The sequence below is a fragment of the Vibrio sp. J1-1 genome, from assembly GCF_021728395.1.
In the GTDB taxonomy this organism is placed as follows: domain Bacteria; phylum Pseudomonadota; class Gammaproteobacteria; order Enterobacterales; family Vibrionaceae; genus Vibrio.
Map to the genome: position 1 here is coordinate 137,088 of NZ_JAKKCM010000010.1, position 15,348 is coordinate 152,435.

Genomic DNA, 15,348 nt, shown 5'->3' on the forward strand with positions numbered 1-15,348 from the left:
GGTTGTTATTTAAGTGGTTTTCTGTATTTCTTATAGAGTGTTTAGTTGAGGGGAATTTTGCGAAAGTGCGTTTTATCTCAAGTTTTATGACAATATGAATCTTAAATATTCGGTAAAACCTAACTAAAAATGTTGTTTGGGTTGGTTTTGTCGAGTTAATTGTCTATCCCTGTCACATTTGATATAAAAACATCACCATCATTTCGGGAAATGGGTATGTCACATCTAAATTATAATCATCTCTACTACTTCTGGATGGTCTGTAAACAAGGCTCTGTCACTAAAGCTGCTGATGCGCTTTTCCTCACGCCGCAAACCGTGACAGGGCAGATTAAAGCGTTTGAAGAGCGCATGAAGGGAAAACTGACCAAGCGAAATGGGCGAACCGTTGAACCGACAGAGCTAGGGCAACTCGTGTTCAAATACGCTGACCGAATGTTCGGTTTGAGTTATGAGATGTTGGATATCGTGAATTATAGCCAGCACTCCAATATTTTGTTTGAGGTCGGTGTTGCTGATGCATTGTCAAAACGCCTAGTTAGTAAAGTGCTCATGATAACCGTTCCTGAGGATAACAGTATCCATTTGCGCTGTTATGAATCGACCCATGAACTTTTATTAGAAAGGTTATCTCAACACAAACTGGACATGATCTTATCTGACTGCCCAGTTGACTCTACTCAAAGCCCTGGTCTCTATAGTAAAAAGCTCGGGGAAAGCAGTATGAGTTTCTTTGCTTCTTTTGAAATTGAAGAGGTGAACTTTCCCGAAATATTGGAACAGAAGAAGCTGTTGATTCCCGCTAGTCGCACTGCCATGGGGCGTAAAGTACTTCAGTGGTTTGATCGACAAGGTTTGCAGCCTGATATTTTGGGTGAGTTTGACGATGTCGCCTTGATGAAAGCATTCGCACGATACCATGATGATGTGATACTTCTGGCTCCGACGATGTACATGTCCGAAGTTGAAGACGACCGCAAGTTACAACTAATTGCTCATGTGGATGATTTAAAAGAAGAGTATTATGTTATTTTTGCTGAGCGCATGATTCAACATCCCGCAGTTAAGAACGTTTGTGATGCTGATTTTAGTCAAATGTTTGAATAAACACGTATCGTTGCGCAACTAAATAGATTACTATCGACAAAAATATAACCATAAATGTAAATGAGACTTAAATAACTTCTGAGCTTAGGTTTGAACAGGTAAATTGGCGTGTCGCTACTGGGGGAAATGAGTGCTAGTGGCTAAGGCGCATTTGATTTGAGTTTCAACCGAAAACCTACAGCAAAGTTATCAATATTGAGACTCTCTTTATTTATCTGGATGTCACGAGAGAATTTTTGCATCGCAACTAGCTAGCCCGAGTTGGAATAAGTAAGTTGTAGCTAGAGGTCCAACACATGAATTTACAAGACATGGAGAAAAACTCCGCTAAAGCTGTCGTATTGCTTAAAGCGATGGCTAACGAAAGACGCTTACAAATTCTTTGTATGCTGCATAACCAAGAACTGTCCGTTGGAGAGTTGTGTGCAAAACTGGAGCTAAGCCAGTCGGCTTTGTCACAGCACCTTGCTTGGTTGCGCCGTGATGAGTTAGTGGCAACAAGAAAAGAAGCGCAAACGGTGTATTACACATTGAAGAGTGATGAAGTAAAAACACTAATCAAAACTCTTCACGGCCTTTACTGTGCCAGTTAATCACTTTGATTAAGTAATATGACGTGATGATTACACAATAGGTGCGCTAAGTAACGTTCGTCTTTACTGTGGTCATCAGAAAAAGAAAAGCTGGCACTGCCAGCTTTTTTAATATCTTTTTATCGAGTTTGACGAATTTCAGATATAAAAAAACCGACATAAAGTCGGTTTTTTCTTCACTGTAAAATCAGGACTCTATTAAAGAGCTTTGATTTGTGCAGTAAAACGAGACTTATGGCGAGCTGCTTTATTCTTGTGAATAAGGCCTTTAGTTGCCATGCGGTCTAGGATAGGTGTAACTACAGCGAATGCAGCAGTTGCAGCTTCTTTGTCGCCTGCTTCGATAGCAGCAACAGTTTTCTTCATGTAAGTACGCATCATTGAGCGACGGCTAGCATTGTGCTGACGACGTTTCTCAGCTTGGATAGCGCGCTTCTTAGCAGATTTACTATTTGCCAAGGGTCTAACTCCCAAAAACTTAGTTCTGTGACAATTTAAGGGCGAGGAATATCCCTCATTTGCGCTTAAATGTCAAATGATTTGTGCAAAAACCGTTCTAAACCAAAACAAGTTTTGGTAAGAGAGGTCATCGCGGTTAAGATGGCGGGGATTCTAACAGCATTTTTATACCAATGCTAATAATTATCCACTTAGAACTAACAATAGGTGGATAAATTTTTGACGTCTATTTAGAGCCTCCACGAGCTTAACGGTATAGGGTTGGCTGTCTTATAGTGATATTCCGAGGTTACAGTGAGTAAACGACTACTCAAGTCAGGCATGATAGTCAGTGCTATGACTCTTATTTCGCGCGTTTTAGGCTTAGTCCGTGATGTGGTAGTGGCGAATTTAATGGGGGCAGGAGCAAGCGCAGACGTCTTTTTCTTTGCTAATAAAATTCCAAACTTCTTACGTCGTTTGTTTGCAGAAGGTGCATTTTCTCAAGCATTTGTTCCGGTATTAACCGAAAGCCACGCTCAAGGAGATATGGACAAAACACGGGAGCTCATCGCCCGAGCTGCGGGGACTCTTGGGGTCATCGTTTCGGTGGTGACGCTGTTTGGCGTACTTGGCTCTGGCGTTGTCACGGCACTGTTCGGCTTCGGCTGGTTTTTAGATTGGCTGAATGGTGGACCATCCGCAGAAAAGTTTGAGCTTGCCAGTATGCTGCTCAAAATCACGTTCCCTTACTTGTGGTTTATTACTTTCGTCGCACTTTCTGGCGCTATCCTCAATACACTCGGTAAATTTGCCGTTTCGTCGTTTACCCCCGTATTTTTGAACGTGATGATCATACTGTCGGCTTGGTTTATTTCGCCGCAGATGTCACAGCCTGAAATTGGTCTTGCGATCGGTGTCTTCTTAGGCGGATTAGTTCAGTTCCTATTTCAAATCCCTTTCCTTATTAAAGCAGGCGTGATGGTCAAACCTAAATGGGGTTGGCGTGCCCCGGGGGTCGTAAAGATACGCACCTTGATGATCCCAGCTTTGTTTGGTGTGTCAGTCAGCCAGATCAACTTGTTGTTTGATACCTTTATTGCCAGTTTTCTACAGACAGGGTCAATTAGTTGGCTGTATTACTCAGACCGCTTGCTGGAGTTTCCGCTTGGACTGTTTGGTATCGCGATTGCAACCGTGATACTACCCGCACTTTCTCGCAAACACGTTGACGCTCATAGCGAAGGGTTTGCTCATACCATGGACTGGGGAGTACGCATGGTCACGCTACTCGGTATTCCAGCCATGTTGGGATTGATGGTGTTGGCTAAACCAATGTTGATGGTGTTATTTATGCGTGGTGAGTTTTCGCCACAGGACGTACACCAAGCCTCACTTTCTCTTTTTGCCTACGCATCTGGCTTATTGAACTTTATGTTGATCAAGGTGCTAGCGCCTGGCTACTACTCTCGTCAGGATACCAAAACGCCTGTGAAATACGGCATCATAGCTATGGTGACCAATATGGTGTTCAACGCGATCTTCGCTTATTTCTATGGCTACGTCGGCTTGGCTATCGCAACAGCCTTATCTGCATTCGTCAATATGGTGTTGCTATACCGAGGTTTGCACTTAGCTGGGGTTTATCAAATAACTAAGCGCACTGTCTTATTTATTACGCGCTTGATGGTTGCCGGGGTTGCGATGGTCGCTGTGATTTTGTGGCAACTGGAAGACATGTCTGTCTGGCTCGAGTGGAGTTTCGCATACCGCAGCGGTGTGTTAGGAATGTTGATCGCTTTAGGGGCGGCAGTTTACCTAGTCGTTCTATTTTTAACAGGCGTGCGCTTAAAAGACCTAAAAGCTGGGACAGAGTAAGGGTGATTAGTATATAATCCGTCAGTTTGACACAGTGCAAAGTAAAAACAGAGGCAAAAAGCAGTATCCAATGGAACTGATCAGAGGCATTCACAATATCACATCGCGTCACTATGGGTGTGTTCTGACTATTGGCAATTTCGATGGTGTCCACAGAGGTCATCAGCAAGTGTTGCAACAAGTGTCTGAACAGGCAAAGGAACTTTCGTTACCTTCGGTTGTGATGACCTTTGAACCTCAACCAATGGAGCTGTTTGCTAAAGACAAGGCACCAGCAAGGTTGACACGATTGCGCGATAAGTTTGTCCAGTTAAGTAAACTCGACATTGATCGACTGCTGTGTGTCAATTTTAACCGACATTTTGCCAGCTTGACGGCGGAAGAGTTTATCCGTGACTTGTTGGTAGAACGTTTGGGTGTTAAGTTTCTTGTCGTTGGTGATGACTTCTGCTTTGGTAAAGGCCGCAGCGGGAACTTTGCCATGTTGCAGGAAGCCGGGGAAAAGTACGGCTTTGAAGTCGTCAGTACCCAAAGCTTTTGTTTACAACAATTACGAGTTAGCAGTACCGCTATTCGGGAAGCCCTAGCTCGTGATGACTTACACTCCGCACACGAGATGCTGGGAAGAAATTACAGCATCAGCGGTCGTGTTTCTCATGGAAGAAAGCTAGGTAGGACCATTGGTTTTCCTACCGCGAATATTCCATTGAAACGATGTGTATCTCCGGTTTCCGGAGTGTATGTTGTTCAAGCGCTAGGCATAGGTAATAAGCCAATTGGTGGCGTGGCTAACATAGGCCAAAGACCAACGGTAAATGGCGTTCGCCAACAGTTAGAAGTACACTTATTTGACTTTCATGCCAATTTGTATGGAAAGCAACTAGAAGTGGAACTTTTGCACAAACTTCGAGATGAGCAAAAGTTTGAGTCGTTTGAAGCACTTAAACAACAAATCGAATTGGATGCTGAGGCAGCAAGGGTGTGGTTGCGTCAGCTTAAGGGTTGAGCGGTTTATTCCACCGTTCAACATAATGTCTAATTTTCGCCCAATATAACGGAATTAAGAATCGATGAGTGAGTATAAAGATACCCTGAACTTACCTGAAACAGGGTTTCCAATGCGCGGCAACCTGGCCAATCGTGAGCCAGAAATGCTTAAGCGTTGGTACAAAGAAGATCTTTACGGTGAAATCCGTAAAGCTAAGAAAGGCAAAAAGTCATTCGTACTGCACGATGGCCCTCCTTACGCAAATGGTGACATTCACATTGGTCACGCACTAAACAAGATTCTTAAAGACATTATTATTAAATCCAAAACACTTTCAGGTTTTGACGCACCTTACATCCCAGGCTGGGACTGCCACGGTCTACCTATCGAATTGATGGTAGAGAAGAAAGTAGGCAAACCAGGCCAAAAAGTGACTGCAGCTGAATTCCGCGAAAAATGTCGTGAATACGCAGCAGGCCAGGTTGAAGGTCAAAAAGAGAGCTTCAAGCGTCTTGGTATCTTGGGTGAGTGGGACAAGCCTTACCGCACTATGGATTTTGATACTGAAGCGAACATTATTCGTGCGCTTGGTAAAATCGCGAGCAAAGGTCATCTGCTAAAAGGTTTCAAACCTGTTCACTGGTGTACAGATTGTGGTTCTGCTCTTGCTGAAGCAGAAGTGGAATACAAAGATAAAGTTTCTCCGTCTATCGACGTACGTTTTAAAACTGCGGACGAAGCGGCACTTTTATCTAAGTTTGAGCTGACCGAAGGTCATGAAGGTAAGGGTGAAATCTCTATTGTTATCTGGACAACAACACCTTGGACTCTGCCAGCAAACCGCGCTGTATGTCTACGTGATGATCTTGAGTACGTGCTAATCCAAGTTGAAGGTGATGATTCATCAGAACGTAACCCAGAGCGTATCATCGTTGCGGCTGAACTTGCGAAAGACGTAATGGATCGCGCTGGTATCGAGCATTTCCACAACCTTGGCTTTGCTAAAGGTGCGGATCTAGAGCTTTCTCAGTTCCAACACCCATTCTACGATTTCACTGTACCGGCGATCCTTGGCGATCACGTTACGACTGACTCAGGTACGGGTGTTGTTCACACTGCGCCTGGCCACGGTCAGGAAGACTTCGCAGTTGGTCAAAAATACGACCTAGAAGTAGCAAACCCAGTGGGCTCAAACGGTGTTTACTTACCAGATACTGAGCTATTCGCTGGTCAGCATGTATTTAAAGCGAACGATGCTGTGGTTGAAACGCTAAAAGAAAAAGGCGCGCTACTGCATCACCACGCTTACGAGCACAGCTACCCACACTGTTGGCGTCATAAGACTCCAATCATTTTCCGTGCAACACCTCAGTGGTTCGTATCTATGGACCAAGCTGGCCTGCGTGCAAAAGCACTAGAAGCAATCAAAGGTGTTCAATGGATGCCTGAATGGGGTCAAAGCCGTATTGAAGGTATGGTTGAAGGTCGCCCAGAGTGGTGTATCTCTCGTCAACGTACTTGGGGTGTGCCAATCGCTCTGTTCGTACATAAAGAGACAGCAGAACTTCATCCAAATACGCTTGAACTGATCGAAAAAGTAGCGAAGTTGGTTGAAGAGAAAGGCATTCAGGCTTGGTGGGATGTAGACGCAGCAGAACTACTAGGCGACGAAGCAGAGCAGTACGAAAAAGTACTGGATACGTTAGACGTTTGGTTTGATTCAGGTGTTACGCACTTCTCTGTTGTTGATGCTCGTGAAGAGTACAACGGCCACAGCGCAGATTTATACCTAGAAGGTTCTGACCAACACCGTGGTTGGTTCCAGTCTTCTCTGATTTCATCTATCGCGATGAAAGACGAAGCGCCATACAAACAAGTTCTGACTCATGGCTTCGTTGTTGACGGTCACGGCCGTAAAATGTCGAAATCTATCGGTAACGTTGTTGCGCCAAAAGACGTAACCAACAAACTAGGTGCAGATATCCTGCGTCTATGGGTTGCTTCTACAGACTACACTGGTGAAGTTGCGGTTTCTGATGAAATCCTAAAACGCAGTGCAGATGCGTACCGTCGTATCCGTAACACATCACGTTTCTTCCTAGCGAACCTAAATGGTTTCAATCCAGAAACTGACTTGGTTCCAGCCGACGAAATGGTTGCTCTGGATCGTTGGGCTGTAGGTCGTGCACTTGCCGCTCAAGAAGAGATCGTGAAAGCGTACGGCGAGTACAACACGCATGCCGTAATGCAGCGTCTAATGCACTTCTGTTCAATCGAAATGGGCTCGTTCTACCTAGACGTAATTAAAGACCGTCAGTACACAGCAAAACGTGGCGGTCATGCGCAACGTAGCTGTCAAACTGCGCTTTACTACATCGTAGAAGCTTTGGTTCGCTGGATGGCGCCAATCATGTCGTTCACGGCTGACGAAATCTGGAATGAAATGCCAGGTAAACGTGAGAAGTTTGTACTTTGCGATGAATGGTACGAAGGCTTGTTTGGCCTGAATGAAGGTGAAGAGCTAAACAACGACTTCTGGACTGAAATCCAGAAAGTTCGTGGTGCGGTGAACAAACTACTAGAAGCAGCACGTGCAGAGAAAACTATCGGTGGTGCACTGCAAGCTGAGTTGACGCTATTTGCTGATGACGCGCTAGCGGCGAAAATCAACAAGCTGGAAGATGAACTACGTTTCGTTCTAATTACTTCAGCAGCTACTGTGAAGCCACTTAGCGAGAAGTCAGATGCAGCACAAGCGACTGATATCGAAGGTTTGTTCGTTGAAGTGAAAGCAACAGAAGCTGAAAAGTGTGACCGTTGTTGGCACCACACTCCAGACGTAGGCACCATCGCTGGTCACGAGAAAATCTGTGGTCGTTGTGTGTCAAACGTTGAAGGGGAAGGCGAAGTACGTAAATTTGCTTAATTCGCAAAGTGACGACTGAACTTTTTCGCAATTCTATAGCCCCAGTATCTACTGGGGTTATTTTTATTGCCCAAGTTCGCATTATCTTTGCAAGGGGATAACGAGCGAATTAAAACTCTTTGGTATTAATGACGGATTAGGTTCCTTATCGTACTCGTTCCCTATTTTAGGGAACTGTGTGAGTGCAATGGGTTAGTTGATTGAGATAGGGATAGAAATGAGTCATATTCCATTAAAGCAATCTGGTGTGCGTTGGCTATGGCTGGCGATTGTGATTTTTTTAGCTGATATTGGCATCAAGTACGTTGTGATGAACAACATGGGGTTCGGTTGGGCAAACCGCATTGAAATTTTGCCTTTCTTCAACCTGCTATATGTCCACAACTATGGTGCAGCATTTAGCTTCTTGAGTGATCAAGCTGGCTGGCAACGTTGGTTCTTCACTGGCATTGCTTTTATTGTGTCAGGCCTTCTAACTTACTGGATGAGTAAGCTACCAGCGAATGAAAAGTGGAATAATATTGCGTATGCCATGATTATTGGCGGCGCGGTAGGTAATGTCTTCGACCGAGTTGTTCACGGCTTTGTGGTCGATTATCTTGATTTCTACTGGGGCAATTACCATTGGCCTGCATTCAACCTTGCAGATATGGCGATCTGTGTTGGTGCTGCGATGATCATCCTTGATGGTTTTCGTAAAAAAGAGTCTGAGAAGTAACGTTTGCCGACAATATTAAAATAACCCTAAGCGTCGCCCGTTGATTCGAGCGGCGCTTTTTATTATGTTGGAGCGCAACTCAGTGCATCTGAGTATATAAGACAAAAAAGCGCATGAACGCGTTGTACCAATCTGGATAAATCGATGTTCCATAAAATTTAGGTTGGTATTGCCCAAGAATAAGGAAGCAGTAACGTGACAACAATTACTAAAGACTCTGTAGTAACTCTGCACTTCACCATTAAAATGAAAGATGGCTCAGTCGCAGACAGTACCCATAATATGGGCAAGCCAGCTAAATTTGTGATGGGCGATGGTAGCCTGAGCGAAAACTTTGAACAATGTCTGGTAGGACTGCAATCAGGTGAGCAAAAAGCCATTGAACTCAAAGCGGAAGATGCGTTTGGTATGCCAAATCCGGATCATATTCACTATATGGATCGCACCAAGTTTGTTGGCGATTCTGAAGTCGAAGTGGGTACTATCATGGCATTCAGCGGCCCAGATGGCATGGAAATCCCTGGCATCATCACTGAAATTGCCGGTGATTCCGTGACGGTTGACTTCAACCATCCTCTGGCAGGACAAGACGTGACTTTCGAAGTTGAGATTTTGTCAGTAGAATAGCGAACCCAAGTAAAGATAACTTCCATGAGCAATGAAATGAAAATCCTATTAGCTAACCCGCGTGGTTTTTGTGCAGGCGTTGACCGTGCGATTAGCATCGTAGAGCGTGCGCTTGAGATGTATCAGCCACCGATTTATGTCCGTCATGAAGTGGTGCACAACCGTTTTGTGGTGGAAGGGCTAAAACAACGTGGTGCGATCTTCGTAGAAGAGTTGCATGAAGTGCCTGATAACAACATTGTGATTTTTTCTGCTCATGGTGTATCGCAAGCGGTTCGAAAGGAAGCAAAGAAACGTGATCTCACCGTATTTGATGCAACCTGTCCTCTAGTGACCAAAGTCCATATGGAAGTCGCACGAGCCAGCCGACGTAATATGGAAGTGGTGCTGATCGGCCACGCAGGGCACCCTGAAGTAGAAGGCACAATGGGGCAGTATGCCAGCGACACTGGCGGTATGTACCTAGTGGAAACACCAGCTGACGTGGAGAAGTTAAAAGCGATCGTTAAAGATCCTTCCGATCTGCATTACGTCAGTCAAACCACGCTTTCTGTTGACGAGACTGCCGATGTGATTGAAGAACTGCGTCGCGTATTCCCTGATATTCAGGGACCACGAAAAGATGATATCTGTTACGCGACTCAAAACCGTCAGGATGCCGTTCGTGAAATGGCAAGTGAAGTGGATGTGATGGTCGTCGTCGGTTCGAAGAACTCATCAAACTCAACTCGCCTAAAAGAGCTTGCTGAGAAACTAGGTACGCCGGGTTATTTGACGGATTGCCCTGAAGACATTAAACCTGAATGGTTTGAAGGCAAAATAAAAATTGGTGTGACCGCAGGCGCTTCAGCGCCAGAGGAACTGGTTAACCAAATTCTTGATCGCATTAAAGAGATGGTCGGTGCGCGCGCTGTGGACGAAGTCTTAGGCCGAGAAGAGAACATGTTCTTTGAAGTGCCGAAAGAGCTGCAAATCAAGCAAGTGGACTAATATCAATATTCAGTTATCGAATATTCAAAAGGCGACCTCAGGGTCAATGCCAATCGTTTAATGATCTTATCCGAGTCATTCCAGCGAGCCCTTGCGAGACTAGGAATCTAATAGCAGCGCGCTGAGCAGCTAATGAAATAACTTTGGCCATAAAGTGCTCGGAAGTTAGATCCTGAATCACGCTCCTTCGTCGCTGTTCAGGAAGACGGGAGACTTAAACATGCCATTCGCTGTTAAGCGAATGGCATTAACCTCAGGGTCGCCTTTTTTGATTGCTTTGCTGGGTGCTTAATGGCTGATGCCCAACAACTCTTTTAGTACTTTCAGATAGCGGCGACTCACTGGGATCTCAAAGTCGGTTTTGGTAATGATTTCCGCTAAGCCATTCTCTAATAATTTTATTTCGCTAATGGCTTTGATGCTGACCAGGTACTGTCGATGACAGCGCACCAGTGGCGTTTTTTCTTCCAGTGTTTTCAGGGTTAGCTGCGTGCTGGCAGTTTGGTTGATTGAACGAACGTGCACGCCGCTGATGTCACTATAGGCGCATTCAACCGTATCGGTTGCCATGATCACTATTCGGTTATGACCAATACAAGGAATTTGGTCTAACTTATCAGGCGTAATCGCGGAGAGTTGCTGGGTCAGTGTCGACTGGCTAATGGTCTTATGCAGACGCTTCACGGTTTTGTTGAGCCGATCCGGATCTACGGGCTTCAATAAATAGTCAAACGCATTATCTTCAAACGCCTGAATCGCATATTGGTCATACGCTGTGACAAATACCACATAGGGCATGGTTTCAGGGTCAAGCATGCCTAGCAGCTCTATGCCTGTGACTTGTGGCATTTGAATATCTAAGAACACCACATCAGGTTTAAGTTCATTGATTGTCTTCAGACCAAGAATGGCGTTTGAGGCATCACCTATCACCTCGACTTGGCCTGTTTCGGACAACAATTCGGCTAACTCTTCACGAGCAAATTGTTCATCATCAATGACGAGTGCGGTTAACATCCATTCTTACCTTGTAGTATTACGACTGACCTTTACGAAGTTGTGGGAATAATAAAACTCATTTTAGTAAATTGATGCTTCTCGCACGCAATTTTTAGCGCTGAATCACGCCCAAATTGATTTGTGAGACGTTTGTCGACAATTTCCATACCTAAACCAGAGTGGTTGTCTTTAGGAGGCTCAAAACTGCCTGCATTGTCTTCCACGGTAATCAGATGACCTTGTGGATGCGCTTGGCTGTATATTCTCACCTTGCCGCCTTCCAGCAGATTAGAAACCCCGTGTTTAATGGCATTTTCTACCAAGGGCTGGAGTGTAAAGCTTGGTAACTTGATGTCCAGTAATTCTGGTTCAATATCTATCTCGACTTCGAGTCGGTCAGTAAAGCGAGCCTTCTCAATACTTAGGTAAGAGTTCACATGAGCAAGCTCTTCTTTTAGCGTTACCGTGTTGATGTTCTGTTTTAAGTTGCTGCGGAAGAAATGCGATAGGTTTTGGATCAATTCACGAGCTTTATCCGGGTCACGTCGCGTGATTGCACTGATAGTATTGAGTGCATTAAATAGAAAATGCGGATTAACCTGAGCGTGAAGTAATTTGATTTCTGCTTGTGCTAATAAGGTTTGTTGTTGCTGGTAATCGCCATATAAAATCTGGCTGGATAACAGCTGTGCAATCCCTTCTGCCATTGACATGTTGACGGTGGAAAACAGTTTTCGCTTCGGCTCATACAGCTTGATAGTACCTATCACTTCCTTACCCGCACGAAGAGGAATGATAAGCGCAGAGCCCAGCTTACAGTCTTTCGCAATGGAGCACTGGTAAGGGCGCTCGGAACCATCGAGATAAATAATGTCATTCTTTTCCATCGAGTCTAAAGTACTTTGCGATGAAATCGGGGTGTTTGGTTTATGGTGATCATCGCCGATACCAACAAAGGCGAGGATTTTTTCCTGATCGGTAATCGCAACCGCCCCGACTTTTGTCTCTTCATAAATAATACGAGCGATCTTTTCTGCATTTTCAGTGTTAAAACCATTACTTAAAATACCCACTGAGCGGTCGGCAATGGTTAACGCTCGACGCGAGAAAGTCGCGGAGTATTTTTCAAAAATGGTTTTTCTATCTTGAAGAATACTCATGAACAGAGCAGCGCCGAACGAATTGGCAATGATCATCGGAGCGGCAATCGCCGATACCAACTCATAAGCCTGGTCAAACGGTTTTGCGACCGCGAGCAGCAAGATCATCTGCACCACTTCTGCCACAAAGGTAATACTGAATACCACGCTTGGGTTAAATAATAGAACGCCTTTGTTACGCTTGATTAGGTACACATGGAGCAGGCCACCGATAACCCCTTCCGCAGTTGTAGATATAGCACAAGCCAGATCGGTAAAGCCACCAAGCGTATAGCGATGAATACCGCCGGTAAGACCCACAGCAAAGCCAACCACTGGCCCGCCAAACAAGCCTCCCATCACCGCACCGATAGCACGAGTATTGGCTATCGCATCATTGATATGCAGGCCAAAGTAGGTGCCGAGAATACAAAAGCCCGAAAAGAGTACATAGCAAATTAAGCGATGGCTTAAGCGTTTAGAAATGCTCAGCAAAGGTAGAATAATCGGTGTTTTACTCAGCATGTACGCCAGTACCAAGTAAACACACATTTGCTGTAAGAGAGAAATAACCAGTTCCATAGTGAACCTAACCTGAAATCAATGCTGTTATTGTATACCTAAACAACCTCAAGGTTTTATCAGCCTTTAAAGTCACTTGGGTATAAAACAAAAAGAGCCTGCATGGGGCAGGCTCTTAATCTTAATCATTCAGTGAATGTGCTGAGATTAAGCAGTCTCAGATACCGCTTGTGGTTTATCTTCGTCAGCCAGTTCAGTTTCGCCTTTACCTTTAGAGCTTTTGATAACGTAGCCTGTAACAACGAGTGAGAAGATGATACCTGCGATAGTTGACACTTGCATTGGCAGACCAAAACCTAGTGAGCTGTTGTTCAGAATGAACGTTGCACACACTGTTGTCATGAACATTGCAGGGATAGTCGTAATCCAGTGCAGTTTGTTGTGACGTAGTAGGTAAGCCGACGCAGTCCAAAGCATCATTACTGCTGTCGTTTGGTTTGCGAAACCGAAGTAACGCCAGATGATACCGAAGTCAACTTGAGTCAGGATACCACCGATAACGAACAGCGGAAGCGCCATCAGTAGTCGGTTGCGCAGTGTTTTCTGTTCCATGTTGAAGTATTCAGCAAGGATCAGACGGCTTGAACGGAACGCAGTGTCACCTGAAGTGATAGGCAGGATAACCACACCTAGGAACGCGATGATACCGCCGAACACACCTAGTAGACCAAATGATGCGCTGTATACCACGTTACCAGGACCACCGTTCTTCACTGCTTCTGACAGTGCGTCTAGAGAGCCGAAGAATGACAGAGCGATAGCACACCAGATTAGAGCGATAACACCTTCACCAATCATTGCACCGTAAAATACGAAGCGACCATTTTTCTCATTTTCCATACAGCGCGCCATCAGTGGAGACTGAGTCGCGTGGAAGCCAGAGATTGCACCACATGCGATTGTGATGAATAGCGCTGGCCATAGAGGCATGTCATTCGGGTTTAGGTTGCTGAACATGTCCGATACTTGGAAGTCACCCATTACAGTGTGCTCGCTAGAGAATGCTACAGCAGTCATCAGGCCAACAGACATGAAAATTAGTAGTGCGCCAAATAGTGGGTAGAAGCGGCCAATGATCTTATCAACAGGGACGATAGTCGCAATGATGTAGTAAGCAAAGATAGCGATAACCATTGTGGTCATGCTTACGTTTAGGCTTGTTTGATCGTTGATTAGGTTTGTGATCATGCCAGCCGGTGCTGATACGAATACCACACCAACAAGAAGCAATAAGACAATGGCAAAAATGTTCATAAAGTGTTTTGCGCCATTACCTAGGTAACGTCCAGTAATGGTTGGTACAGAAGCACCGCCGTTACGAACAGATAGCATACCTGAGAAGTAATCATGTACCGCGCCTGCAAAAATACAGCCGATAACAATCCATAGCATTGCCGCTGGGCCGTACAGCGCACCCATAATTGGGCCAAAGATAGGACCTACGCCAGCGATGTTAAGTAGCTGAACTAGGTAAACTTTCTTGGTTGACATTGGAACATAGTCAACACCATCTGCTTTAGTATGAGCAGGCGTTTGGCGTTTTTCATTGATGCCGAAAATTTTCTCGACGAAAGCGCCGTAGATGAAGTATCCGCCGATTAGGGCTGCGACACAGGTTAGAAACCACATCATAACTATTGTCCTTAGTTAGTAGGATAGGGTAATTGTTTTTAATTTCAGGATGCATGTTAAGGGTTGCTTTTGTTAATTGCATTCGCTTAGTCGATGAGCGGTCGAATAGGGTTACGAGTGGTCGATATGGCCTTTGAGTGGTTTTTAGTGCTGCTCAGTGGTTGCTCTGAGCAGTAAGTGGTATTTGTGTCGGGTGAGAGGTACTGATTTCACTGTTAGCGGTTGGTTGTCACCGTCAGCAGCTAAATGCGCAGATAAACGGTCAAAGTGAGAATTTAGTGGTAAGCTTATTTTGAAAACAAATTTTTAAAACAAAGAGTTAAGGAAAAATATGAAAAAGGCAACGTTAGGGTTAGCGCTGGCTTTACTGGCAGGATGTTCCGCTACTACAGAAGATCTCGCTCAATCAGGGAACTGGTATCAAATCGGTTATCAAGATGGCGTCGCAGGTCATACATCACGCACAGTGAAAGAGTTAAGCACCATGGACAATGTAAAACAAGGAGACTACGACCAAGGTTATCTCGAAGGTTTGTCTGAATACTGTAACCCTAATTTTGCGTATCAGATTGGATTATCTGGCCAGTATTACGAGGGGGTATGCGAAGGGACGAAACAAGCACAAAAATTCCGTATGGAATGGCAACGTGGCTGGAACGAATACAGTAACTAACACAGTTTCATAATCAAGACGACCGTCTGACTTGTTCATCTTCTGACAAATAGGGGCA

The 15,348-nt window shown here is 44.9% G+C and carries 13 protein-coding genes; 9 read left to right on the forward strand and 4 right to left on the reverse strand.

Annotation, left to right across the window (positions count from 1 at the left end; genetic code table 11):
* Positions 1–216 precede the first annotated feature (216 nt).
* Both nhaR and L3V31_RS16455 read left to right on the forward strand, forming a co-directional pair.
* Entirely contained in the window at positions 217–1,107 is an 891-nt protein-coding gene (gene nhaR / locus L3V31_RS16450) for a transcriptional activator NhaR (protein WP_237317472.1), read from the forward strand.
* 296 nt (positions 1,108–1,403) lie between these two features.
* Positions 1,404–1,700, forward strand: a complete 297-nt coding sequence (locus L3V31_RS16455) for a metalloregulator ArsR/SmtB family transcription factor (RefSeq protein ID WP_237317474.1) — start codon at positions 1,404–1,406, stop codon at positions 1,698–1,700.
* Between the two features lie 198 nt (positions 1,701–1,898).
* Here L3V31_RS16455 and rpsT read toward each other — a convergent pair whose 3' ends face one another.
* Complete coding sequence (rpsT, locus tag L3V31_RS16460; protein ID WP_014230864.1) at positions 1,899–2,159, reverse strand: 30S ribosomal protein S20; 261 nt, start codon at positions 2,157–2,159, stop codon at positions 1,899–1,901.
* A gap of 294 nt (positions 2,160–2,453) precedes the next feature.
* Here rpsT and murJ point away from each other — a divergent pair, with 294 nt between their 5' ends.
* From murJ to ispH, 6 genes are all read left to right on the forward strand, one after another.
* Positions 2,454–4,016: a murein biosynthesis integral membrane protein MurJ gene (gene murJ / locus L3V31_RS16465; protein ID WP_237317476.1), complete on the forward strand. Its 1,563-nt coding sequence runs from the start codon at positions 2,454–2,456 to the stop codon at positions 4,014–4,016.
* A 70-nt stretch (positions 4,017–4,086) separates the two neighbouring features.
* Positions 4,087–5,022 (forward strand): bifunctional riboflavin kinase/FAD synthetase, encoded by a 936-nt coding sequence (gene ribF, locus L3V31_RS16470; RefSeq protein ID WP_237317478.1) that lies wholly within the window; start codon positions 4,087–4,089, stop codon positions 5,020–5,022.
* Positions 5,023–5,086: 64 nt separating this feature from the next.
* Positions 5,087–7,930, forward strand: a complete 2,844-nt coding sequence (ileS, locus tag L3V31_RS16475) for an isoleucine--tRNA ligase (protein ID WP_237317480.1) — start codon at positions 5,087–5,089, stop codon at positions 7,928–7,930.
* 217 nt (positions 7,931–8,147) lie between these two features.
* A complete protein-coding gene (lspA, locus tag L3V31_RS16480; RefSeq protein WP_237317481.1) occupies positions 8,148–8,648 on the forward strand; it encodes a signal peptidase II in 501 nt (166 codons plus the stop codon).
* Between the two features lie 195 nt (positions 8,649–8,843).
* On the forward strand, positions 8,844–9,275 hold the full coding sequence (gene fkpB / locus L3V31_RS16485; RefSeq protein WP_237317483.1) for an FKBP-type peptidyl-prolyl cis-trans isomerase: 432 nt from the start codon (positions 8,844–8,846) through the stop codon (positions 9,273–9,275).
* Positions 9,276–9,299: 24 nt separating this feature from the next.
* Positions 9,300–10,265 (forward strand): 4-hydroxy-3-methylbut-2-enyl diphosphate reductase, encoded by a 966-nt coding sequence (gene ispH, locus L3V31_RS16490; RefSeq protein ID WP_237317485.1) that lies wholly within the window; start codon positions 9,300–9,302, stop codon positions 10,263–10,265.
* A 288-nt stretch (positions 10,266–10,553) separates the two neighbouring features.
* On the opposite strand, the gene btsR is transcribed toward ispH, so the two are convergent.
* From btsR to L3V31_RS16505, 3 genes are all read right to left on the reverse strand, one after another.
* Positions 10,554–11,282 carry a two-component system response regulator BtsR gene (gene btsR / locus L3V31_RS16495; RefSeq protein WP_237317487.1) on the reverse strand — a complete coding sequence of 243 codons (729 nt, stop codon included), beginning with the start codon at positions 11,280–11,282 and terminating at the stop codon, positions 10,554–10,556.
* 32 nt (positions 11,283–11,314) lie between these two features.
* Positions 11,315–12,985: a sensor histidine kinase gene (locus L3V31_RS16500; protein WP_237317489.1), complete on the reverse strand. Its 1,671-nt coding sequence runs from the start codon at positions 12,983–12,985 to the stop codon at positions 11,315–11,317.
* 147 nt (positions 12,986–13,132) lie between these two features.
* Complete coding sequence (locus tag L3V31_RS16505; RefSeq protein WP_237317491.1) at positions 13,133–14,617, reverse strand: carbon starvation protein A; 1,485 nt, start codon at positions 14,615–14,617, stop codon at positions 13,133–13,135.
* Positions 14,618–14,948: 331 nt separating this feature from the next.
* Between L3V31_RS16505 and L3V31_RS16510 the strand changes: the two genes are divergently transcribed.
* A complete protein-coding gene (locus L3V31_RS16510; RefSeq protein ID WP_237317493.1) occupies positions 14,949–15,290 on the forward strand; it encodes a DUF2799 domain-containing protein in 342 nt (113 codons plus the stop codon).
* The last annotated feature ends 58 nt before the right edge of the window (positions 15,291–15,348 follow it).

What these genes read in the sequence shown, in the direction of transcription:
- lspA (WP_237317481.1), top strand. Translation starts at nt 8,148, where the DNA reads ATGAGTCATATTCCATTAAAGCAATCTGGTGTGCGTTGGCTATGGCTG.
- ispH (WP_237317485.1), top strand. Translation starts at nt 9,300, where the DNA reads ATGAGCAATGAAATGAAAATCCTATTAGCTAACCCGCGTGGTTTTTGT.
- btsR (WP_237317487.1), bottom strand. Translation starts at nt 11,282, where the DNA reads ATGTTAACCGCACTCGTCATTGATGATGAACAATTTGCTCGTGAAGAG.
- L3V31_RS16455 (WP_237317474.1), top strand. Translation starts at nt 1,404, where the DNA reads ATGAATTTACAAGACATGGAGAAAAACTCCGCTAAAGCTGTCGTATTG.
- L3V31_RS16500 (WP_237317489.1), bottom strand. Translation starts at nt 12,985, where the DNA reads ATGGAACTGGTTATTTCTCTCTTACAGCAAATGTGTGTTTACTTGGTA.
- ribF (WP_237317478.1), top strand. Translation starts at nt 4,087, where the DNA reads ATGGAACTGATCAGAGGCATTCACAATATCACATCGCGTCACTATGGG.
- ileS (WP_237317480.1), top strand. Translation starts at nt 5,087, where the DNA reads ATGAGTGAGTATAAAGATACCCTGAACTTACCTGAAACAGGGTTTCCA.
- L3V31_RS16510 (WP_237317493.1), top strand. Translation starts at nt 14,949, where the DNA reads ATGAAAAAGGCAACGTTAGGGTTAGCGCTGGCTTTACTGGCAGGATGT.
- L3V31_RS16505 (WP_237317491.1), bottom strand. Translation starts at nt 14,617, where the DNA reads ATGATGTGGTTTCTAACCTGTGTCGCAGCCCTAATCGGCGGATACTTC.
- nhaR (WP_237317472.1), top strand. Translation starts at nt 217, where the DNA reads ATGTCACATCTAAATTATAATCATCTCTACTACTTCTGGATGGTCTGT.